Source organism: Arthrobacter sp. ISL-30, from assembly GCF_018613855.1.
Taxonomy (GTDB): domain Bacteria; phylum Actinomycetota; class Actinomycetes; order Actinomycetales; family Micrococcaceae; genus Arthrobacter.
In genome coordinates this window covers 1-20,300 of record NZ_JAGGPK010000013.1, presented here as the reverse complement: position 1 = coordinate 20,300, position 20,300 = coordinate 1, and the positions used below count along the sequence as shown (strand labels likewise).

Here is a 20,300-nt window from a genome sequence, read left to right as displayed (position 1 = left end):
CCCGACGGTCCGGCCTGACCTGACGGTTCAGCCTGACCCGACGGCCCGGCCTGACCTGACGGTGCAGCCGAATCCGACGGTTCGGCAGACCCTGACGGCGCTGGCGCTCCACCATGGCCCCGGTGGTGGAAACGGCCGTGTTTTGCCTGGTTGTGGGCGCTCGGGTCCCAGCGTTCGGCGGGCGGTTCTTCCCCCCTGAGTGTTGCCAGCAACGCGGTGATCGAATCCATGATCACGTCGGTTGCGGCCAGGAGGGTCGCACGGTCGAGAGGCCGGTCGGCGAACTCGCTGAGGTCCACGGGATCGCCAATAAGGATGCGGGAGGTCTTCCTGGGAAAGATATGCAGCCGCTTGGCGTAGCGCGGAAACACTTCGTGGGAACCCCAATGCGCCATGGGCACCACGGGTGCGCCAGTCAGCAGCGCAAGCCGGGCCGCCCCAGTGTGCCCCTTCATAGGCCACAAGTCGGGGTCCCGGGTCAGCGTGCCTTCCGGATAGATGATGATGGCCCCACCGGCGTCCACCACCTCCTGGGCGACCTGCAGCGAGCGGTTCGCTCCCGCCGTCGAACGTTCCACCGGAATCTGTCTGGTCGCGTGCAGCAGCGACCCCAGGACCGGTGCCTTGAAGAGTCCGGCTTTGGCAAGGAAATGCGGCGGCCGCTTCTGGTTGTACAGCATGTGTCCGACGACGAGCGGATCGATTTCGGTGCAATGGTTCGGGGCTGCGATGAAGCCTCCGGCGGGCAGCTTCCCGGTGCCCTCCCACTTCTTGTCCATCAGGAGGTTCAGCAGCGGACGTGCAATCCCGGCAAGGATCACAAAAGTGGCGCGGCTCTTGGCCGTCTCCTTCAAAGGGGTCCCCCGTTACTTTGCTGTGGTTATGTCGAAATCTGCGCCCAGGCCGGCAAGCTTTTCGGTGAAGCGCTCGTAGCCGCGGTTGATGATGTCGATCCCGGTGACCTTGGAGGTGCCGGTGGCCGCCAGTGCGGCAATCAGGTGGCTGAACCCGCCCCTAAGGTCCGGGATGTCGATGTCGGTCCCGGACAGCGGAGTGGGGCCGGAAATCACGGCTGAATGCAGGAAGTTCCGCTGGCCAAAGCGGCAAGGGACGCTACCCAGGCACTCGCGGTGAACCTGGATGGTTGCCCCCATGCGTGCCAGGGCGTCGGTGAAGCCGAAACGGTTTTCATACACGGTTTCGTGCACGATCGACACGCCCTCAGCCTGTGTGAGGGCGACCACCAGTGGCTGCTGCCAGTCCGTCATGAACCCGGGGTGCACGTCAGTCTCCAGCACCAGCGGCGACAGCTTGCCACCCGGGTGATAGAAGCGAATGCCGTCGTCGCCGATATCCATTCCTCCGCCGACCTTGCGGTAGGTGTTCAGGAACGTCATCATGTCGCGCTGGGAAGCGCCCTCGACAAAGATGTCGCCACGGGTGACGAGTGCCGCAGACGCCCATGAGGCGGCCTCATTGCGGTCCGCAAGCGCACGGTGGTTGTACCCGCCGAGATCCTTGACACCCTCGATCCTGATAGTGCGATCGGTCTGCACGCTGATGATGGCGCCCATCTTCTGCAGGACCGAAATGAGGTCGATCACCTCAGGTTCAGTAGCTGCGCCGCTCAGTTCCGTAATGCCCTCTGCCCGCGTTGCACTCAGCAGCACCTGTTCCGTCGCGCCGACGGACGGATAGGGCAGGGATATCTTGGCACCGTGAAGCCCCCGCGGCGCGGAGATGTGGATGCCACCGGGCCGCTTCTCGACGACGGCCCCAAACTGCCGCAGGACGTTCAGGTGGTAATCGATGGGGCGGTCGCCGATCTTGCAGCCGCCGAGATCAGGGATGAAGGCTTCTCCAATGGCATGGATGAGCGGGCCGCACAGGAGGATCGGGATACGCGAATCCCCTGCGTGGGCGTCGATTGCGGTGCTGGGAGCCGTCTTGGCGTCCTTGGGATCCATGGTCAGGTCACCGCTGACGGGATCCTTGTCCACCGTCACACCATGGAGTTCGAGCAGGCTTCTGACAACCTCAACATCCTTGATTTCCGGGACGTTGCGCAGGACGGAGGGCTCGTTTCCAAGCAGTGCCGCAACCATGGCTTTGGGGACAAGGTTCTTGGCGCCGCGTACGGTTACGCGACCGGTCAGCGGGACTCCGCCGCGGATTGTCAGGACACTACTCATCTATACCGGTTTCCTCACGAGATTTGGCCCCCACACTTACAAAGGCTCCAGCTAAGCATAAAAGCTGGCTCTACCGAACCGAAATGCACCTTAAGCGACGCGGGGTCACTTAGGGCCCATCCCGCGTCGGGAATGGGCCTTAAGTGACCCGCGTTCTTTTCTGCCGAGGCTAGCTTCGCGCCGGCAGCGTCTTGGGCTTGAAGGAAGGCCTTGTGGCCTCGTAGGCAGTGATGTCTTCCTCGTGCTGGAGGGTCAGTCCGATGTCGTCCAGGCCTTCCAGGAGCCGCCAGCGGGTGTAGTCGTCGATGTCAAAAGGGGCTACGACGTTCCCGCATTCAACGGTCTTGGAAACAAGGTCGACCTTAATCTCGGTGCCCGGAGCATTCTCCAGCACCTTCCAGATCAGTTCGATATCGTCCTGCGCGACTTGGGCCGCCAACAGGCCCTGCTTTCCCGAGTTGCCGCGGAAGATGTCGGCAAAACGGGAAGACAGGACGGCCTTGAAGCCGTAGTCCTTCAGGGCCCAGACCGCGTGCTCCCGGGAGGATCCTGTTCCAAAATCCGGACCTGCCACGAGGACAGAGGCGTTCTTGAAGGGCTCCTGGTTCAGGATGAAGGAGCTGTCCTTGCGCCATCCTGCGAAGAGCGCGTCTTCAAAGCCTGTCCGGGTGATGCGCTTGAGGTACACGGCAGGGATGATCTGGTCCGTATCAACGTTGCTCTGCCGCAGGGGCGCGCCGATGCCGGTGTGGGTGGTGAACTTTTCCATGGGGACCTCCTAGGCGGCGTCGGTGTTGAGGGCGGCGGGAACAAAGTCCAGGTCCGACGGCGAACTGAGCGTTCCGCGGACTGCCGTAGCGGCTGCCACCACCGGTGAGACGAGGTGCGTGCGCCCGCCCTTGCCCTGCCGGCCTTCGAAGTTGCGGTTGGACGTGGACGCGCAGCGTTCGCCAGGTTCCAGCTGGTCCGGGTTCATGCCCAGGCACATTGAGCAGCCGGCGAAACGCCATTCGGCACCGAAATCCTTGAAGACCCTGTCCAGTCCCTCTGCCTCAGCCTCAAGCCTTACCCGGGCGGAACCGGGAACCACGAGCATGCGAATATTGGGGTCCTTGGCCCGGCCGCGGATGATGTCGGCCGCGGCGCGGAGGTCCTCGATCCGGGAATTGGTGCAGGAACCGAGGAAGACTGTGTCCACACGGATGTCCTTCATGGGGGTCCCCGCCTCGAGTCCCATGTACTGCAGGGCACGCTCAGCGGCCAGCTTGGCGTTCTCGTCGCCAAAATCTTCGGGGGACGGCACGGACTGGGACAGGGAGACGCCCTGGCCCGGGTTTGTTCCCCAGGTTACGAAAGGTTCCAGGGTGTCGGCGTCCAGGTCCACCTCGGCGTCGAACACTGCATCCTCGTCCGTGTGCAGGGTGTTCCAGTACTCCACCGCTGCATCCCACTCGGAGCCTTCGGGGGCGTGCGGGCGGCCATGCATATAGGCGTAAGTGGTCTCGTCCGGAGCCACGAGTCCGGCGCGGGCCCCTGCCTCAATGGACATGTTGCAGATAGTCATGCGGGCCTCCATGGACAATGCCCGGATGGCCGAACCGCGATACTCCAGCACGTACCCCTGGCCTCCGCCAGTGCCGATCTTGGCAATGACGGCCAGGATGATGTCCTTGGCGGTGACCCCCGGACGAAGGGTTCCCTCGACATTGATGGCCATGGTCTTGAACGGCTTCAGTGACAACGTCTGGGTGGCCATGACGTGCTCTACTTCTGAAGTGCCAATGCCCATCGCCAGTGCACCGAATGCACCGTGAGTGGAAGTGTGGGAGTCGCCGCAGACAATGGTCATCCCGGGCTGGGTCAGGCCAAGCTGCGGCCCGACAACGTGCACAATGCCCTGCTCGGCGTCGCCCAGGGAGTGAAGGCGTACCCCGAACTCCCTGCAGTTGGCGCGCAGCGTTTCGATCTGCGTCCGGCTGGTGAGGTCTGCAATGGGCTTGTCGATATCGAGCGTCGGGGTGTTGTGGTCCTCGGTGGCGATGGTGAGGTCGGGCCGGCGCAGCGGACGCCCCGCGAGACGGAGGCCCTCAAAAGCCTGGGGAGAAGTCACTTCGTGGACGAGGTGCAGGTCAATGAAAAGAAGATCGGGCTGTGCGTTGGCTCCTTCGCCCTCGCCCTTGCGCACCACGTGCGCATCCCAGACCTTCTCGGCCAGTGTCTTTCCCACGGCCAGCTCCCTTCAACGGATTGCTCTACTCCTCCACTGAACCAGCAGGGCCGCGGAGTACGCTAGTGAAACAACTTGCATCTCAGATATTGAGACGGCAATATCAGTACATGGACAATTCTAGTGGAGTCGGCGTTATCGATAAAGCGGCCCAGGTGCTTGATGCACTGGAAGCCGGGCCTACCACCCTGGCGCAGCTCGTAGCGGCAACCGGACTCGCCCGGCCCACTGTGCACAGGCTCGCCCTGGCACTGGTCCACCACCGTCTGGTCAGCAGGGATATCCAAGGACGCTTCGTGCTGGGCAGCCGCCTCGTGGAGCTCGCCTCGGCGGCCGGCGAGGACAGGTTGATTGCCTCGGCGGGGCCCGTGCTGATCCAGTTGCGGGACGCCACCGGCGAAAGCGCCCAGATCTTTCGCAGGCAGGGCGACTGGCGCGTATGCGTTGCCTCCGCAGAACGCCCCATCGGCCTGCGGGACACCATTCCCGTGGGAACCCAGCTGTCCATGAAGGCCGGTTCCGCGGCACAGGTCCTGCTCGCATGGGAAGATCACGACCGCCTGCTCGAAGGCCTGCAGAACGCACGTTTCACGCCGACTGTCCTGGCCGGTGTCCGCCGTCGTGGTTGGGGCCAGAGCCTGGGTGAACGCGAACCGGGGGTAGCTTCGGTGTCCGCACCGGTCCGCGGTCCTTCCGGCAGGGTCATAGCGGCTGTCTCTATCTCGGGGCCGATCGAACGCCTGACGCGCCAGCCTGGACGGCTCCATGCCGAGGTAGTGTGCAACGCCGCCCGCTTGCTCACGGAAGCACTGCGTAAGAATAACGACTAGCAGCGATTCATCCCCGTTATAGGGTGGCCGCATGAGCAGCTATGCGGTTTTCCTGCGGGGAATCAATGTCGGCGGCATCAACATCAAGATGGCCGAACTCCGATCCGCCCTTGAGAGCCTCCCGTTCGCAGGCGTGAAGACGCTGCTGGCCAGCGGCAATGTTGTCCTGGAGAGCGACCTGGACGCCACCGCTGTCAAGAATGCGGTAGAAGCCCGTCTCCGGGAAGCTTTCGGCTATGACGCCTGGGTGGTGGTCCTCATGCCCCAACAAGTCGGGGAACTGGTGGACAAGTGTCCCTATCCGGCCGATGACAAGGCCACCCACAGCTACGTCACCCTCTCCTCCGATCCCGCCATGCTGGACGAACTCTTCGCCGCGGTGACTGCGGCCGGCGGTGTGGAACAGCTCCGGCTGGCTCCCGGGGCGCTGGCCTGGCTGGCTCCAGCCGGAGGAACCATCGACAGTCCCTTCAGCAAGATCTCGGCAAAGCCGCGCTACAAGGCATCCACCACCACGCGCAATCTGCGCACCCTGATCAAGGTCCGCGACGCCGCCGCGACCATTCAGAAATAGCGGCCATTCAGAAGGAAGGGCCGGGGAGAAATAGCAGCTGAGACGCAGCGGGTCCGCTACTTCCCCAGCGCTTTCCTCAGTGCGGCACTGAACGATTCCAGTCTGGCGATCTCTCGCTGAACTGGCTCCACGATGCGCTCCTCCCCTACCCTTGCCACAGCGGCCCTCAGCCGTTTCCTTGCTGATCCCGCCCGAGCCCGAGCGGCACCGGAGGCGATGATTTTGCCCGTGATTGCCAGGAAAATTCCCACGACAATTCCTGCCAGCAGCAGGAGAGTGGGAACTGGCCAGCCCTCTACGCGTGGCGCCTCTGGAACGGGCAGCTGCAGATATCCCAGGCCGGCCAGCACGCCCAGCCAGCCGAGGCCTGCCACGGCCGCCAGCAAAGCCAGCCATTGGACACGATTAAAGACTGGCCACCACCATGACTTTCGGGCGCTCGCCAGGTCCGTTCCCGCAATTGCCTGGTCCAGGGCATCCGGCAACTCCTCCCGTCCATCCCGCGCTGCTGCGCGGATGACGGCCCGCCAGGGCCCCGGGGCGCCCGCGCATGCGGCATCGGCAAAGTCCCGGACGGCGGCGTCAGTGCGTGCCCGTTCTGGAGCACCAGCGGGAGGCAGCGATGTCCTGTTAACTTGCGGATTGGTGCCAGTGCGGCCAAGGTTCAGCCGGCGCAACGGGTCGGGCCGGAACCGAACAAGCCAACGCGTCACAGGCCAGCCGGTTCGCCTCACGGACTCACGCTTGTAGGAACGCTCGACGGCGTCTACCACCACGGGCACGTTGGCCGCCGTCGACAGCTCTTCGGTGAGCAGGTCCCGCGCGGATTGCGTGACACCCGCCGCCCGTCCTTCTCCTGACGCCTCTGCCAGCTGCCGGGCCGAGGTATCGACGTCGGCAGCCAGCCGCAGGGACATCGCTTCCCTCCGCAGTGCCACTGCCCTGATCGCCGAGCGCACCTCGTCCACGCCTGCTCCCGTCAGTGCTGAAGCGGGAAGGACCTGGACGTTGCCGAGGCCATCGCGGGACAGAATTCCCTTGAGCGACGCCAGGACTGGCGGCACGTCCTGAGGCGGCAGCCGATCGATCTGGTTCAGGACGACAATCGTGACGGCGCCGTGGGCCGACAGCGGGGCCAGGAAGCCATAATGCAGGGCTGCGTCCGCGTACTTTTGGGGGTCGAGCACCCAGACAAGGACATCAACGAGCCCCACGAATCGCTGCACCGTGTGGCGGTTTGCGGCCCGCGTTGAATCGAAGTCCGGCAGGTCCAGGAGGATCAGGCCCGTGTCTTCGTCCGCGAAACCGGGAACTGCGGCGAGCGGATGCCGCTGCCGAACCCCCAGCCAGTCCAGCAGGGGTTCACTTCCGTCTGATCCCCAGATGCCGGCGAGCGGCTCGGACGTCGTTGGCCGGCGGGCGGCCGCCGTCGCCAGGGAGGTCCCGCTCACAGCGTTAAAGAGGGATGACTTGCCGCTGCCTGTCGCACCGAAGAAACCCACTACCGTGTGGTCGGCAGACAGGGACCTGCGCGAACTCGCACGTTCGAGGACTCCGTAGGCCGCCTCGAGCGAGCGGGCGGGCAGAACGCCGTCGCCCAGTTCCCTCGCCGTATTGAGCGCTTCGAGGCGCATGTCCAGTTGCGAAGCCTGACGGGCAAGGCCGTGCCGGCTCATGCGGCTGCCGCCAATGCCCCAAGGGCTGCGGCATGCTCTTCAAGGAGGATCGATTGTTGCGCCTGGGTCATGCCAGTCGATTCCGGCGCGGCATCGGGGGGACCGCCCCGAGCCTCCGCCAGCCTGTCCAGGAAACGCTGCTTTTCCTCCCGAAGCAGTTTCCTGCAGCGGACGGAAAGGTCGTCGCGCGCAGTCTTGGCGAGCCGTCGCACGGCGTCTTCTCCGAAGATTGCCTCCAGCAGCTTCTGTCCGACAACGGCGGTGCCGCCCGCGACTCCCAGCTCCAGGCCGGTCAGTCCGGCAGTCATCGAGAAAACCACAATCATCAGTGCCGCCCCCAGGCCGTTGATTCCGAACGACAGCCACCGGGCCTGGGTGCGTTTGTCCTGGCCTTCAGTACGGATTAGCTCCATGAGGGCCTCCTGCCAGTCCCGGATCTCTGCAGCGACGCGATCATCGAATCCGGGGCGTGTGGCGGACCAGTCGCTCCCTCCAAGCAGCTGGCGTCCTGCAGGATCGGCACGCCATCGCCTGTCTGTTTCTTCGGCGGCATTGGCCGCCTCGGCCAGGATGACAGCCTGCAGCCCGCTTTCAATGGCTGTTTCCACCTTCACGGCAGGGGCCGGCTCGCCGCGGAAGAACGCCCCGATCCGGTCGCGTACGCGCCCGACGTTCTGTTCCAGTGCCCTGAAGAACTCGCCTGTTCCGACGAAGTCTTGCCAACGCGACAGTACCTCGCCGCGCAGGAGGGCTCCATCCTTCGTGGCGTCCAGGATGCGATCCGCTGCATGGTCGTAGGCTTCGGTGGCGTGGCCAGTGAGCGCCTCCGCGGCGTCGTCCTGGTCCTGGACAGCCCGTGCTATGCCTCTGACCTTGCCGCTGAGTGCTTTGACCGCGCCCCTAAGTGTCCGACGGGCGATGTCCGCCCGGGCCGCAGAATCTGCGGCGATTTCCCGAAGCCAGTCGCCGATTTCCACCGTTGCTTTGGCAGGAAGCATGCCATCAGCAGTAAGGGCGAACTCATGGATCACGAAGAGCCGCGACTCCCCCAGCCCTTCTTTGCGCAACATGTCCCGGAGGTCTGCTCGTACCTCCTGCTCGGCGGGTGGAGGGACCCTGTCCAGAACCACGGCGACGGAGATGTCGCGGGATGCGGCGTCGAGCAGCAGCCGCCAGGGGACAGCGTCGGCATATCTGTTGGCCGTAGTTACAAAGAGCCAAAGGTCTGCTGCGGCGAGAAGTTGGCCCGCGAGCTTCCGGTTCTCGTCTGAGATCGAGTCAACGTCCGGCGCGTCCAGGAGTGCGATTCCTTCCGGGATCGCCGGGTCTCCCAGCAGGACCAGCGACGTGACGGCATCCGGCTCCCCCTGTTTGCCGGCCTCAGGCTTGAAAGGCCGCTCTGCGAGAGTCCCCTGGATTCGACTCAGGCCGGGCAGGATGCGCTGGCCCTGAAACCATGAGGCATCCCTTGGATGGTGAAGAAGGATCGGTTGTCTCGTGGTAGGGCGGATGGCGCCAGCGCGGGTCACTGGATGCCCCACCAGTGCGTTCACGAGGGTTGATTTTCCCGCACCGGTAGAACCGCCGACGACGGCCAGTAGCGGTGCATCCAGGCTGCGGTACCGCGGAAGGACGTAATCATCCAGTTGGGCCAGCGAGTCCCGGACGAGCATCCGGGCGTCCTCCGAACCCGGAAGGTCCAGGGGCAGCAAGGTCCGTCCGAGGCTGGACCGCACGGCCTCGAGCAGCTTCACCGCCTCCAGCGAACCGGCTGCCGATGAATTCCCCTCCGAAGGAACAGGAGCGTCCTGTGCACTCACACTTTTATCATGCCAGTTGGGATCCGGATTTGGTTCGTTTCAGGACCGGTCAAGCCGAATGGCCTGCGGAAGTTCAGCCGAAAGGGCCCTGGAAGAAAGCCAAGGGAATTCAGCCCCACAATTGCCAAAGAGAACCTCGGGAACAGAAAGCCCCCGGAACAGAAAAAATCCCCCGGAACCTTTGGGAGGTTCCGGGGAATTTGTGACCCCAGCGGGATTCGAACCCGCGTTACCGCCGTGAGAGGGCGGCGTACTAGGCCGCTATACGATGGGGCCTTGCACTTTATTTTGTTGCCATCCGGCAATCAAGCTCAATGAGTATTTCACACATTCAGCTTTGCTCCAAATCGGTGTTACCGAGCTAAAGCCTCCGATTTTTCTGCATAAATCCGCGGATTATTCAGAGCTGGGATACCAGGACTCGAACCTAGAATGACGGTACCAGAAACCGTAGTGTTGCCAATTACACCATATCCCAATGGCACTTTCAGGACGGTCGAACCGGCCCCCGCCAGCTCTCCGTGCCCCTCAGCACGAGTAATTACTTTACCCGACAGGTTCCGGCATCACAAATCGGCACGACCCATCCCCTTCAGGGCTCCTCGATACTCACCAGGATCGTGGGTTGACAGGAAAGCTCCTTGCCAATCCGGCACTTCTAAGTTTACTCTCGGTAAGTTACTAATCAGTAACTACTCGCTGTCCATCCAGAAGTAATCACCGGCCACCGCATTCCTTGCTGTTGGCTGAATCACATGGGGGTTGGCCCGCGGCAAGATCCCTCCGGGAAGAGACGCGGGAATCGTCGAGAGGAAGTTCCGTGACACAAAGTCGTGCCACTGCTCCGCGCCTGCGGAGCCGCAGTCAAACTATCGCCCTGGCCATCCTGGCCCTTCTTGTCACTGCCTTGCTGGCCTTCTACACACTTGTCACCGCACGGATCACGGGCGGATCGGAGCAGCTCAAGGAGGGGGCGGGGCAGGCCTCTGCAGGCGCGACACAGCTCAAGGACGGTGCCCTCACGCTTGCGGACGGTGCCGCCCGGGCAGACGCTGGTGCCGAACAGGTCTCCGTGGGCGCGGGCAAGCTCCTGGCCGGCATCCAAGGCAAGTTGGCGCCCGGTGCCGACAAACTGCAGGAAGGCGCCGGCAGGCTCTCCGCCGGCGCCCTCAAAATCCAGAATGATGTCAATGCCAAACTCGCTCCCGGCGTATACAAAGTCGATGACGGCGCCCGCAAGCTCTCCGCTGGAGCACTCCAGCTTTCCGCCGCGCTGACTCCGACCCCTGGCGCCAACGCAGAGAACAACCTGGCCGACGGCGCCACGCGGCTGTTCAACGGAGCCACACAGCTCAAGACTGGTGCGGGCCAGTTGGACGCCGGGGCTGAGCGTCTCGCCGCGGGCACTGCGCAGCTCAAGGGATACCCCGGCGCCGGCAACGATCCCACGCTGGGAACAGGCTCGGCCGCACTGGCACAGGGCCTGCAGAACCTGTTCGAAGCCGCCGACGGACCGGAAGGACTGGTTCCGCTCGCCGTTGTTAAGGACAAGATCAGGGCGCTAAGGGACGGCGCGCAGCGTTTGGATGCCGGCGCAGGCCAGCTCCAGGCCGGGGCGGGCCAGCTGAAGTCGGGTACCAGCGCGCTACGGGATGGGACAGTCAAGCTTGACGCCGGAGCGGCCCGGCTGACGGAGGGCTTCTCCGTACTCTCGGGGAAGCTTAACAGCGAGGACCCGGCCTCCCCCGGCGTCGTCCTGGGAACCCGGCAGCTTGCGGAGGGCACTGCGAAGATTCGTGTAGGAATGGATGGCGTTCCCGGTGACCCCGACAGGCCAGGACTCCTGAAGGCGACGGCGAACCTCACGGAAGGAACAGCCCGGCTCGCCGAGGGTGCCACCTCGCTTAACAACGGCATTCAGGGAGTTGCTGCTGCCGACCCTGGGACGCCCACCCTGCTGGACGGATCGCGTGCGCTTGCGGAAGGGGCTGGTCGCCTCTCCGACGGGAACGATGCACTCGCGGATGGTTCCACCCGCCTCGCTGCAGGAGCGGAGAAGCTGGCAGACGGCAACGACCGCCTGGCCGCGGGAACCGAACAACTACACTCAGGCGCCGCAGCCGTCTCACCGTCGGGAATGCTCGGAACGTCCGACGCCGGAACTGCAGCCGCGCTCTTGGGCGCCATGGGCGTTGGTTCCGTTGGGGCGTTCGCGGTGTTGCGGAAGCTGCGGCTTCGACGGTCCTAGGCCCACGGCAGCGGCCCTAGGCCCGCAGCGGCGGCTAGCCCAGCAGCCGATCGAGTGACCGGATCTGATGGCCTGCGAAGCCGGGGGCCGGCTCGCCGATCCGGTTGAGCCACACACCCAAAAGCCCAGCGGCGACGGCGCCTTCAGCGTCAAGCAAGCGATTGTCCCCGATGTAAAGGGTCGTCTCGGGACTGGTGCCCAACAGCCTGACCCCTTCCAGGTAGATGGCGGGGTCAGGCTTCGGCACTCCCATAGTGTCCGTTCCCACCAGCGTGGAAATCCGCGAAAGCCCCGCACCATCCAGCTTGGCGCGCTGGTAGTCGTGGACATTGTTGCTGACCGCACCATAAGGGATTCCGGCCGCGTCCAGCGCGTCAAGCAGGGGCACCACATCCGGGAAGGCCCGGACATAGGTGGGCTGCAGCCTGGCATAGTGGGTGAGCCAGGCATGGGACTCTTCGCCGTCGTCCAGCACTACGCCGAAGTGGCCAAGCGCCGCCCTCCCTCGCAGCAGTCGCTGCTCATTGAAAGTCAGCTCTCCCGCGAGGTAGCGGTCGTAGAAATGGGTGGTTTCATGCGTGAAGATCCTGCCGAACTTCTCCCACCCCGCCGTGTCGAGGCCGGGCAGGAGATGCTCGCTGGCGTCCCGCAGCGCCGTCGTCATGGCGAACTCGAGGTCCACCAGGGTGTCGTCGATGTCGAAGAGGACACCCTGGACATTGCCGAAGGCCGTAGCCAGGACTTGCTGCATTCGTAGCCCGTTTCAGCCGCGGAAGGCCCGAAGCCGCTTCAATGAGGACTCCTTGCCCAGGATCACCATGGATTCAAAGAGCGGCGGCGAGACCCGACGTCCGGAAATTCCGGTACGAACCGGGCCGAAAGCGAGCCGCGGTTTGATGCCCAGGTCCTCCACCAGTGCCTGCTTGAGGGCAGTCTGGATGTTCTCGGCGCTCCAGTCCTCCACCGGCTCGAGTGCGGCGATGGCGGCGTCGAGCACTTCGGCGAGGTTCTCGGGCAGTCCCTTGCGGGCGTCGTCGGCGATATCGATTTTGTCGTCGTCCTTGAACAGGAACGCGAGCATTTCGGGCGCCTCGCCCAGAAGCGTGATCCGTTCCTGGACCAGGGGGGCAGCCTCGACGAGGATCTCCTCCTCGCGGTCGCTCAGGATTTCGCCCACAAGCCCGGCCGCGCGGAGGTAGGGGACGAGACGCTCGCGGAAGTCGGCCGGCTCCAGCATCCGCACATGGGTGCCGTTGATGGCCTCGGCCTTCTTGAGGTCGAAGCGGGCGGGGTTGGCGAGGACGTCGTGGATATCGAAGTTAGCCACCAGCTGCTCAACAGTGAAGATGTCCTCGTCGGCGCTCAGGGACCATCCCAGCAGGGAAAGGTAGTTGAGCAGCCCCTCGCGGATAAAGCCCCGTTCGCGATGCAGGAAGAGGCTGGACTCGGGGTCGCGCTTGGAGAGCTTCTTGTTGCCCTGGCCCATGACGTAGGGCAGGTGCCCGAATTCAGGCATGTACTCGGCAACGCCAATGGCGTAAAGGGCGCGGTAGAGCGCAATCTGCCGGGGTGTCGAGCTCAAGAGGTCTTCACCACGAAGGATATGCGTGATGCCCATCAGGGCATCATCAACCGGGTTGACCAGGGTGTAGAGCGGGGCTCCGTTCGCACGCACAACGGCAAAGTCCGGTACCGATCCAGCCTTGAAGGTGATCTCGCCGCGAACGAGGTCAGTGAACGTGATGTCTTCGTCAGGCATGCGAAGCCTCAGCACGGCGTCACGGCCCTCTGCCTTGTACTGGGCCAGCTGTTCCTCGGTGACGTGGCGATCGAAGCCGTCGTAGCCGAGCTTGGGGTCGCGGCCGGCTGCCCGGTGGCGTGCTTCGATCTCCTCCGGAGTGGAGTAGGACTCGTACACGTGGCCGCCGGCCTTCAGCTTGGCGATGACGTCCTGGTAGAGCTCCCCCCGCTGTGACTGCCGGTACGGTTCGTGCGGTCCGCCAACCTCAACGCCCTCGTCCCAGTCGATGCCAAGCCACTTCAGGGCCTCCAGCAACTGGTGGTAGCTTTCCTCGCTGTCACGGGCCGAATCGGTGTCCTCGATCCTGAAAATGAGCTTTCCGCCGGTATGCCGGGCATAGGCCCAGTTGAACAGGGCGGTGCGGATCAGTCCGACGTGCGGCGTGCCAGTGGGAGACGGGCAAAACCTGACCCGTACAGGGGTCTCAGCGGTGACGGCGGGGATCGTGGCTGGGTTTGGTCTGTTAAATCCAGCGCTGGAATCGGAGGCAGAGGTAGTCATAGTGGTTCCAACTTTACCGTCTTGCAGCAGGCCGGAAACGCACGCCCGAGGCGCGGTTTAGCGGCACCGTTTAGCGGCGCACCACGGGATTCGAGAGCTTGCCGATGCCCTCGATTTCGATCTCGCACCGGTCGCCCTCGCGGACGAGCCCGACGCCGGCCGGGGTGCCGGTCATGATGACGTCCCCGGGCAGGAGCGTGAAGGCCTGGGAAACAATGGAGACCAGCTCGCGCACGCCGCGGATCATCTGGGACGTGCTGCCGTCCTGGCGCAGTTCACCGTTCAGCCAGCCTTTGATGGCAACGTCCTCCGGGTCCAGCTCTGTCTCGATCCAGGGACCCAGCGGAGCCGAGGTGTCGAATCCCTTGGCCCGGGTCCACTGAAGGTCGCTCTTCTGGACATCACGGGCGGTGAGGTCATTTCCGCATGTGTAGCCGAAAATGACGTCGTCCACCCGTTCCTCGGGAACGTCCTTGCAGATCCGCCCGATCACCACGCAGAGTTCAGCTTCATAGCTGATTTCTTCCGAGAATTCCGGCAGCACGATCGGATCGTTGGGACCAACGACGGCGGTGTTGGGCTTCAGGAACAGCAGTGGCTGCTGCGGAACGTCGTTGCCAAGCTCGTGGGCATGTTCGACGAAGTTGCGGCCCACTCCGACCACTTTGCTGCGGGGAATAATGGGAGCCAGCAGCCGCACGTCCTCAAGCTTGTGCCTGACTGCGGTGCGTTCGACCCCATGGAAGAAGGGGTCGCCGTGGATGACAGTGACTTCCTCGCTTCCGGAGTCACCTTCCACAATGCCGTACAGGGGATCAGAATCGACTACGAAACGGGCAATACGCATGGCTCCAAGCCTACCGTCCGCCCGTGGCCCTCACCGCCGGATCATCCCCGCAGGTATTGCAGCTGGGCCGCCACGGAGTTTTCGGCGGCCGGCCGGACGGAAGGGTCGACGTCGGCATACACCACGTCTGCGACGGCTGCTATGCCGGCATCTGAACCAAGCTGTCGAAGCGCCGCCCGGATCTGGTCCAGACGTTCAAGTCGGTGCTGGCGATACTGGCGGCAGACCACGTCCAGCTGCGGAAGCACTGGTCCGTGGGCCGGGAGCACCGTGGCAGGACCCAAAGCCTCGAGCCTGTCCAGGGAAATCAGATAATCGCCGAGCGTGCCATCCGGGTATTCCAGCACGGTGGTGCCGCGACCCAGGATGGTGTCTCCCGTCAGGACGGAACCCCGGGCTCCGTCGTCGGGCAGATGGAAGCAGCCAGAGTCGGAGGTATGGCCGGGGGTGGCGAGAACACGGATCTCAACGCCGGCGGCTTGGATGACTTCGCCGTCGCGCAGTTGCCCGCCACCATGGCAGTGGGCCGGGTCCAAGGCGCGGACGGGCGCTCCCGTCAGTTCATGGAATCGGGCAGCTGCGGCGGTGTGGTCGGGGTGGCGGTGAGTGATCAGGACCAGTTCAACGTTGCCGGCCCGCCCGAGCTCCCGAAGATGTGGCTCGTCAAGGGGGCCGGGGTCCACGATGACGCATCCCTCCGCTGCCTCTGCCGCAATGACGTATGAATTCGTTCCCTCCAGGCTCATGGGTCCGGGATTGGGGGCCAAACGGAAGCGGGTGAGGTCGGTGCTGCGCCTGAGCGCGGATGTGCTGTGCTCTTTCACGGTTCCATCTTTGCATCGAGTGGGAAGGCCAACGGCCCGTCCACTGAGGTGGACGGGCCGCCGTCGAGTCTTTTCAGTTCCTGCTGTTTAGGCGAGGCGGGTCAGCCAGCCATGGGTGTCTTCAACCGTGCCGGTCTGGATCCCGAGCAGCTTCTCACGGATGGCCATGGTGGTCTCACCGGCCTTTGCGTCCTCCGAGCCAATGAACTCCGTAGCGTCCTTCAGCACACCGATCGGAGTGATGACGGCGGCAGTGCCGCAGGCGAAGACCTCGGCAATGTCACCGGAGGCCACGCCAACACGCCATTCGGCGAGGGTGATCTTGCGTTCGCTGACTTCGCGGCCCATGTCCCGGGCCACCTGGATGATCGAGGAGCGCGTGACACCTTCCAGAATTGTGCCCGTCAACGCGGGCGTGGCCAGCGAGCCGTCCTTCAGCACGAAGAAGACGTTCATTCCGCCGAGTTCCTCAACGGCATCGTCATTGAAGTGGTCCAGGAAGAGAACCTGCTTGCAGCCGTTGGCTTCGGCCTCCTGTTGCGCAATCAGGGATGCCGCGTAATTGCCGCCGCACTTGGCTGCACCCGTACCGCCGCGTCCGGCCCTTGCATACTCACGGGAAATCCAGATGGAGATCGGCTTCAGTTCGCCGCCGAAGTAATTCCCGGCTGGCGACGCAATCACCCGGAACGAGACTTCACGGGCTGCACGTACGCCGAGGAATGCCTCGGTGGCGATCATGAACGGGCGCAAATAGAGGGCTTCACCGTCGCCGGAGGGCACCCACTCTTTGTCCAAGGCGACAAGCTCGCGGATAGCCCCGAGGAAGTACTCCTCAGGCAGCTCCGGGAGGGCGAGGCGTCGCGCCGACTTGTTCAGTCGTGCAGCATTAGCCTCAGGACGGAAGGACCAGACGGAACCGTCCGCATGGCGGTACGCCTTGAGCCCTTCAAAGATTTCCTGGCCATAGTGCAGAACAGCAGCGGAGGGATCCAGGCTGATGGGGCCATAGGGCTCCACCCGGGCATCGTGCCAGCCACCGTTTCCTGCGGCGTCTACCTTGTAGTCGACAATTGCCGTGTGGTCGGTGAAGTGATCGCCAAAGCCCGGGTTCGCCAGGATGGCTGCACGCTCTTCAGCAGACTTCGGGTTGGCCGAAAGATGCTGGGTGAATTCGACGCCATGGGCAGTCTGAGTCATGGTTCCTCCACGGTCGGCTGCATGGTCCGTGAAAGGGAGTCGCGCCTGCTTATTCAACAGCATTGTCTCAATGCAGGCTTGTCTCAATGCCGGACCACGGCAGTATATAAGTGATTCAGCTCAAGCTTACGCCTGAGGAAAGGGCCTAAAGGACGGCGGCAATCGCGTCACCAATCGTGGCGGTGCTGCGCGTCTCACCTGTTCGGCTTTCGACGTCGGCCGCCACGGCTGCTTCAACCTTCCGCGCGGCTTCGGTGTAGCCGAGGTGGTCCAGGAGCAGGGCGGCCGAGAGGATGGCGGCGGTGGGATCGGCCTTCTGCTGGCCGGCGATATCCGGTGCTGAGCCGTGGACGGGTTCGAACATGGAGGGCGCCGTACGGTCCATGTTGATGTTGCCGGACGCCGCCAGCCCAATTCCGCCGGTGACTGCCGCGGCCAGATCCGTAATGATGTCGCCAAAGAGGTTGTCCGTGACAATCACATCGAAGCGCTGTGGATCCGTGACCAGGAATATCGTGGCGGCGTCGATGTGCAGGTAATCGTGGGTTACTTCGGGGAACTCCTGGGCGACAGCCTCGACGGTTCGCTTCCAGAGGTGTCCGGCGTAAACCAGGACGTTGTGCTTGTGGACGAGCGTTACGTGTTTACGGGGACGTTCGCTGGCGCGGCGGAAGGCGTCGCGCACAACCCGCTCCACGCCGTGGGCAGTGTTGAGGGAGACTTCGGTGGCCACCTCGTGGGGGGTGCCACCACGCAGGGTTCCACCGTTGCCGACATAGGGCCCCTCGGTACCTTCCCGCACAACAATGAAGTCGATGTTCCCCGGGTTGGCAAGGGGGCTGCCCACGCTTCCATAGAGACGGGACGGCCGAAGGTTTACGTAGTGGTCCAGGCTGAACCGGAGCTTGAGCAGCATCTCCCGTTCAATAATTCCGGAAGGGATCCTGGTGTCTCCGGGGGCGGCGCCAACGGCTCCAAAGAGGATGGCGTCCCTGGTTCGCAGATCGGCGAGCACCTCGTCCGGCAGGGTTTCTCCCGTTTCAAGCCAGTGCTGGGCACCGAGCTTGTAGTGGGTCTGTTCGAGGGTGACGCCTTCGGTGGCGACGACCTTCTCGAGGACCTTGATGGCCTCGGCAATAACCTCGGGGCCAATGCCGTCACCGGGGATAACGGCAAGATTAATTGTCGAGGACGGGTACGGTGCGCTCATGGCGTTCAGCTTAGCCAAACCATCCACATGCTGGTCAAAATTGTCTCATTATCCGAACTGAATCTCAGGATCCACTCTCACTACCCGCCCCCTCACCCGTGATCCTCTCCCACCTCCCGCCGAGGAAATCCTGACTCTCGCTCACCCCGTTCCATGGAGGGGACGGAACTCGGGAGAGCATCCAGACAGGAGGGACGGAAGGTGAGGGAGCATCCGGACGGGAAGACGGGAAGGTGAGAGCGTCCGGGACGGTGTCGGGTTACCGGCCGGGAATCGGCGAGGCCACCACCGTCACGTTCTGGCCCCAAGGGTCTTGCGAATAGCAGCTGACAAGGACAAGGCGGTTGGGCGCGACTTCCCAAATAGGACTGTCCTTCAGCGCCGATTTTGAATACGTGGTGACCGAATCCACCCTGTAGGTCATGACGCCGGTTGAAGTGGTTACCGTGAGCTCGTGACCTGGGGCCGCAGCCGAACTCAGGTGGTTGAAGGGGGCATCCTGGTCCAACCAGCTGTGCCCGATGATGTAGGTAGTGTTCGTCGATCCGCCTCCGGGGACGCCAAAGGGTGTTAGCCAGTAACCTTCCTTGGTAGCCGGCGGTTCGATGCTCTGGCTGCCAGCGGTTGGCGCCAGTGGGTGGACTGCCACGTCCATGGCGGCCGCCGGATAATTCAGGCGCAGCGGAGCCGACGCTGCAGGAAAGGCGGCTTCAGGGTCGGCTGCCAGAGACTCGGGTGTTCCCTGTGCGTCGGCTGGCACTGCTGGATTCGGGCCTTCGATCGCTGTGGGCGACATGCTTGGGCCCGTGGTTGCAGACGCGCCGGCGGTTGGAACGGCATTAACGACTATCGCTGAACTGCTGCTGTATCCTGCGGAGCTGGCGGCTCCATAAGCACCGGTAGTTCCATAGATAAGCCAGGCGGTCAGCAGGCCCAGTGCGCAGATCGCCAGCATGAGCACATCCACGCGCCTCAGGAGCAGACCGCGGACCACATCCCCCGGTGACTGCCGGATCCTGCGGTGACTTGCCATGGAACCCTCCAGGTGGATCGTGAGGTTGTAAGGGCGGGTGCCGTGGAGATCTTCCATGACACCCGCCCGCTACTTTTACTTTTACCTGGGCCGTTTTACTTGGCCGTTTCTATTAGGCCGTTTCTATTAGGCCGGTGGCCGATCTAGCCGTTGGCGTTCCTTGCTCGTGCTCCACCCCTCCAAAGCACCAGCGCGGCGCCGGCGGTGAAGAGAGCAGTCAGGGCGGTTAGCCATGTGGGAATGCCGGCGGAGGTTCCGCCTGCAGCGGTTTGGACGTTGTAGCCCACATTGCTTGCCGCTAAAGCAGGAGCCGCAGCGGGCGCGCGCTTCACAGCTGCCGGCTTTGGCGCGGCCGGCTGTACCGCTGGTGGCTGTACCGCTGGTGGCTGTACCGCAGCCGGCTGTACCGCTGGTGGCTGTACCGCGGCCGGCTGTACCGCGGCCGGCTGCTCTGCGGGCGGTTGGACGACTACGGCCGTCTCCTCTGTCGGTTCCACCGACGGCTCCACTGACGGCTCCACAGTCGGCGTCGGCGTCGGCACAGCCGAGGTCACGCAGTCTGCTTCGAGGATTGCGATGTTCGCAGGCGTCAGGTTCCTGCCGTTCGGCATAACGTCGCCGTCATTTACTGGAACGATGTCCAGCGTGTCCCGCGTATGCGCCCTCAGGGCGCTCACGCTGATGGTCTCAGGGACAAAGGCGTTGCCTTCCGAGCTCGTGGCGTGGCAAATAGTGATCTTTTTGTCATCGCCGGGCGCAGCGTTAGCCGATACCGTAGCGGCCAGCGTCACGCCAAACATCCCGAGGCCCGCGACCCCTACCGCAGCAATAGTTCTTTTCATGTCAGGTCCCTCCAATCCAAATTTGATTTAAACCGAACAATTTTGCGGAGTAACCAAATTAGGAAAAGAAAGACAACTATTTGAGACCTCAAACAGCGACATGATTGGTGACAGTTACTCCCCAGAAAGTGTCATCAGTTCGCTTGCCTTTTTAGATTAGAGTGCCGTTTTATTTCACGCCCGAGTAGTCAGTACTCGATTACTGGGGCCCCACCGGGACGCCACTACTTAGTTCCATATGCTCGGCAATATTGGGTCAAGGTGCGCGAAATGTTGGATCAAGATTGGTCGCATTGTTGGATCAAGCTAAACCACGATCTTTTTCCACATTCAGGGAAGACCCTTGGAACGGGAATTCAGCCCGGCGACGCGGTACAAAAAACGGACGCCCCCACGTGAATGCAAGTCCACGTGAGGGCGTCCGCATAATGGGAAAATGAAGCTTTCTTCGCCTCTAGTGGGCTGAGTCTTTAGT

The 20,300-nt window shown here is 63.4% G+C and carries 16 protein-coding genes, 2 tRNA genes and 1 pseudogene; 3 read left to right on the top strand and 16 right to left on the bottom strand.

Features of this window, described 5'->3' with window-relative positions; translation table 11 throughout:
* Positions 1-101 precede the first annotated feature (101 nt).
* The 4 genes and pseudogenes from J7E82_RS05660 to leuC all read right to left on the bottom strand — a co-directional run.
* Positions 102-854, bottom strand: a pseudogene (locus tag J7E82_RS05660) (lysophospholipid acyltransferase family protein); the annotation flags it as partial.
* Positions 855-866: 12 nt separating this feature from the next.
* Entirely contained in the window at positions 867-2,192 is a 1,326-nt protein-coding gene (gene murA, locus J7E82_RS05655) for a UDP-N-acetylglucosamine 1-carboxyvinyltransferase (protein WP_214861336.1), read from the bottom strand.
* A gap of 169 nt (positions 2,193-2,361) precedes the next feature.
* The gene (gene leuD, locus J7E82_RS05650) at positions 2,362-2,961 is read right to left on the bottom strand and encodes a 3-isopropylmalate dehydratase small subunit (RefSeq protein WP_214861334.1); all 600 of its coding nucleotides are present in this window, start codon (positions 2,959-2,961) and stop codon (positions 2,362-2,364) included.
* Between the two features lie 9 nt (positions 2,962-2,970).
* On the bottom strand, positions 2,971-4,419 hold the full coding sequence (gene leuC, locus J7E82_RS05645) for a 3-isopropylmalate dehydratase large subunit (protein WP_214861332.1): 1,449 nt from the start codon (positions 4,417-4,419) through the stop codon (positions 2,971-2,973).
* 110 nt (positions 4,420-4,529) lie between these two features.
* Here leuC and J7E82_RS05640 point away from each other — a divergent pair, with 110 nt between their 5' ends.
* Positions 4,530-5,249, top strand: coding sequence for an IclR family transcriptional regulator (locus J7E82_RS05640; RefSeq protein WP_024817183.1), 720 nt, complete (start codon positions 4,530-4,532; stop codon positions 5,247-5,249).
* A gap of 31 nt (positions 5,250-5,280) precedes the next feature.
* On the top strand, positions 5,281-5,823 hold the full coding sequence (locus J7E82_RS05635; RefSeq protein WP_214861330.1) for a DUF1697 domain-containing protein: 543 nt from the start codon (positions 5,281-5,283) through the stop codon (positions 5,821-5,823).
* A 56-nt stretch (positions 5,824-5,879) separates the two neighbouring features.
* Here the strand turns inward: J7E82_RS05635 and J7E82_RS05630 are convergent, their stop codons facing one another.
* From J7E82_RS05630 to J7E82_RS05615, 4 genes are all read right to left on the bottom strand, one after another.
* Positions 5,880-7,499: a GTPase gene (locus tag J7E82_RS05630; protein WP_214861328.1), complete on the bottom strand. Its 1,620-nt coding sequence runs from the start codon at positions 7,497-7,499 to the stop codon at positions 5,880-5,882.
* The gene (locus J7E82_RS05625; protein WP_374223594.1) at positions 7,496-9,319 is read right to left on the bottom strand and encodes a dynamin family protein; all 1,824 of its coding nucleotides are present in this window, start codon (positions 9,317-9,319) and stop codon (positions 7,496-7,498) included. The genes J7E82_RS05630 and J7E82_RS05625 overlap by 4 nt, the downstream gene beginning before the upstream one ends.
* A 203-nt stretch (positions 9,320-9,522) precedes the next feature.
* Positions 9,523-9,595 (bottom strand) — tRNA-Glu (locus J7E82_RS05620).
* A gap of 130 nt (positions 9,596-9,725) precedes the next feature.
* Positions 9,726-9,797: transfer RNA gene (locus tag J7E82_RS05615), tRNA-Gln, on the bottom strand.
* A 342-nt stretch (positions 9,798-10,139) separates the two neighbouring features.
* On the opposite strand from J7E82_RS05615, the gene J7E82_RS05610 reads away from it, so the two are divergent.
* Entirely contained in the window at positions 10,140-11,567 is a 1,428-nt protein-coding gene (locus J7E82_RS05610; RefSeq protein WP_214861321.1) for a hypothetical protein, read from the top strand.
* A 34-nt stretch (positions 11,568-11,601) separates the two neighbouring features.
* Here J7E82_RS05610 and J7E82_RS05605 read toward each other — a convergent pair whose 3' ends face one another.
* From J7E82_RS05605 to J7E82_RS05570, 8 genes are all read right to left on the bottom strand, one after another.
* The gene (locus tag J7E82_RS05605) at positions 11,602-12,318 is read right to left on the bottom strand and encodes an HAD family hydrolase (RefSeq protein ID WP_214861319.1); all 717 of its coding nucleotides are present in this window, start codon (positions 12,316-12,318) and stop codon (positions 11,602-11,604) included.
* Between the two features lie 12 nt (positions 12,319-12,330).
* On the bottom strand, positions 12,331-13,869 hold the full coding sequence (gene gltX, locus J7E82_RS05600; RefSeq protein WP_214861317.1) for a glutamate--tRNA ligase: 1,539 nt from the start codon (positions 13,867-13,869) through the stop codon (positions 12,331-12,333).
* A 70-nt stretch (positions 13,870-13,939) separates the two neighbouring features.
* Complete coding sequence (locus J7E82_RS05595; RefSeq protein ID WP_214861315.1) at positions 13,940-14,716, bottom strand: fumarylacetoacetate hydrolase family protein; 777 nt, start codon at positions 14,714-14,716, stop codon at positions 13,940-13,942.
* A gap of 41 nt (positions 14,717-14,757) precedes the next feature.
* Positions 14,758-15,540 carry an MBL fold metallo-hydrolase gene (locus J7E82_RS05590; protein WP_308113632.1) on the bottom strand — a complete coding sequence of 261 codons (783 nt, stop codon included), beginning with the start codon at positions 15,538-15,540 and terminating at the stop codon, positions 14,758-14,760.
* Positions 15,541-15,627: 87 nt separating this feature from the next.
* Positions 15,628-16,740 carry a branched-chain amino acid aminotransferase gene (locus tag J7E82_RS05585; RefSeq protein WP_214861313.1) on the bottom strand — a complete coding sequence of 371 codons (1,113 nt, stop codon included), beginning with the start codon at positions 16,738-16,740 and terminating at the stop codon, positions 15,628-15,630.
* 145 nt (positions 16,741-16,885) lie between these two features.
* Positions 16,886-17,950, bottom strand: coding sequence for a 3-isopropylmalate dehydrogenase (locus J7E82_RS05580; RefSeq protein WP_214861311.1), 1,065 nt, complete (start codon positions 17,948-17,950; stop codon positions 16,886-16,888).
* A gap of 259 nt (positions 17,951-18,209) precedes the next feature.
* Positions 18,210-19,040 (bottom strand): class F sortase, encoded by an 831-nt coding sequence (locus J7E82_RS05575; RefSeq protein WP_251041503.1) that lies wholly within the window; start codon positions 19,038-19,040, stop codon positions 18,210-18,212.
* An 86-nt stretch (positions 19,041-19,126) separates the two neighbouring features.
* Positions 19,127-19,825 carry a hypothetical protein gene (locus J7E82_RS05570; RefSeq protein ID WP_214861309.1) on the bottom strand — a complete coding sequence of 233 codons (699 nt, stop codon included), beginning with the start codon at positions 19,823-19,825 and terminating at the stop codon, positions 19,127-19,129.
* Positions 19,826-20,300: the final 475 nt, after the last annotated feature.

Bases quoted from the DNA above. Each gene is read 5' to 3' on its own strand.
- murA (WP_214861336.1), bottom strand. From the start codon at position 2,192: ATGAGTAGTGTCCTGACAATCCGCGGCGGAGTCCCGCTGACCGGTCGC.
- leuD (WP_214861334.1), bottom strand. From the start codon at position 2,961: ATGGAAAAGTTCACCACCCACACCGGCATCGGCGCGCCCCTGCGGCAG.
- J7E82_RS05640 (WP_024817183.1), top strand. From the start codon at position 4,530: ATGGACAATTCTAGTGGAGTCGGCGTTATCGATAAAGCGGCCCAGGTG.
- J7E82_RS05635 (WP_214861330.1), top strand. From the start codon at position 5,281: ATGAGCAGCTATGCGGTTTTCCTGCGGGGAATCAATGTCGGCGGCATC.
- J7E82_RS05630 (WP_214861328.1), bottom strand. From the start codon at position 7,499: ATGAGCCGGCACGGCCTTGCCCGTCAGGCTTCGCAACTGGACATGCGC.
- J7E82_RS05605 (WP_214861319.1), bottom strand. From the start codon at position 12,318: ATGCAGCAAGTCCTGGCTACGGCCTTCGGCAATGTCCAGGGTGTCCTC.
- gltX (WP_214861317.1), bottom strand. From the start codon at position 13,869: ATGACTACCTCTGCCTCCGATTCCAGCGCTGGATTTAACAGACCAAAC.
- J7E82_RS05595 (WP_214861315.1), bottom strand. From the start codon at position 14,716: ATGCGTATTGCCCGTTTCGTAGTCGATTCTGATCCCCTGTACGGCATT.
- J7E82_RS05585 (WP_214861313.1), bottom strand. From the start codon at position 16,740: ATGACTCAGACTGCCCATGGCGTCGAATTCACCCAGCATCTTTCGGCC.
- J7E82_RS05580 (WP_214861311.1), bottom strand. From the start codon at position 17,950: ATGAGCGCACCGTACCCGTCCTCGACAATTAATCTTGCCGTTATCCCC.
- J7E82_RS05575 (WP_251041503.1), bottom strand. From the start codon at position 19,040: ATGGAAGATCTCCACGGCACCCGCCCTTACAACCTCACGATCCACCTG.
- J7E82_RS05570 (WP_214861309.1), bottom strand. From the start codon at position 19,825: ATGAAAAGAACTATTGCTGCGGTAGGGGTCGCGGGCCTCGGGATGTTT.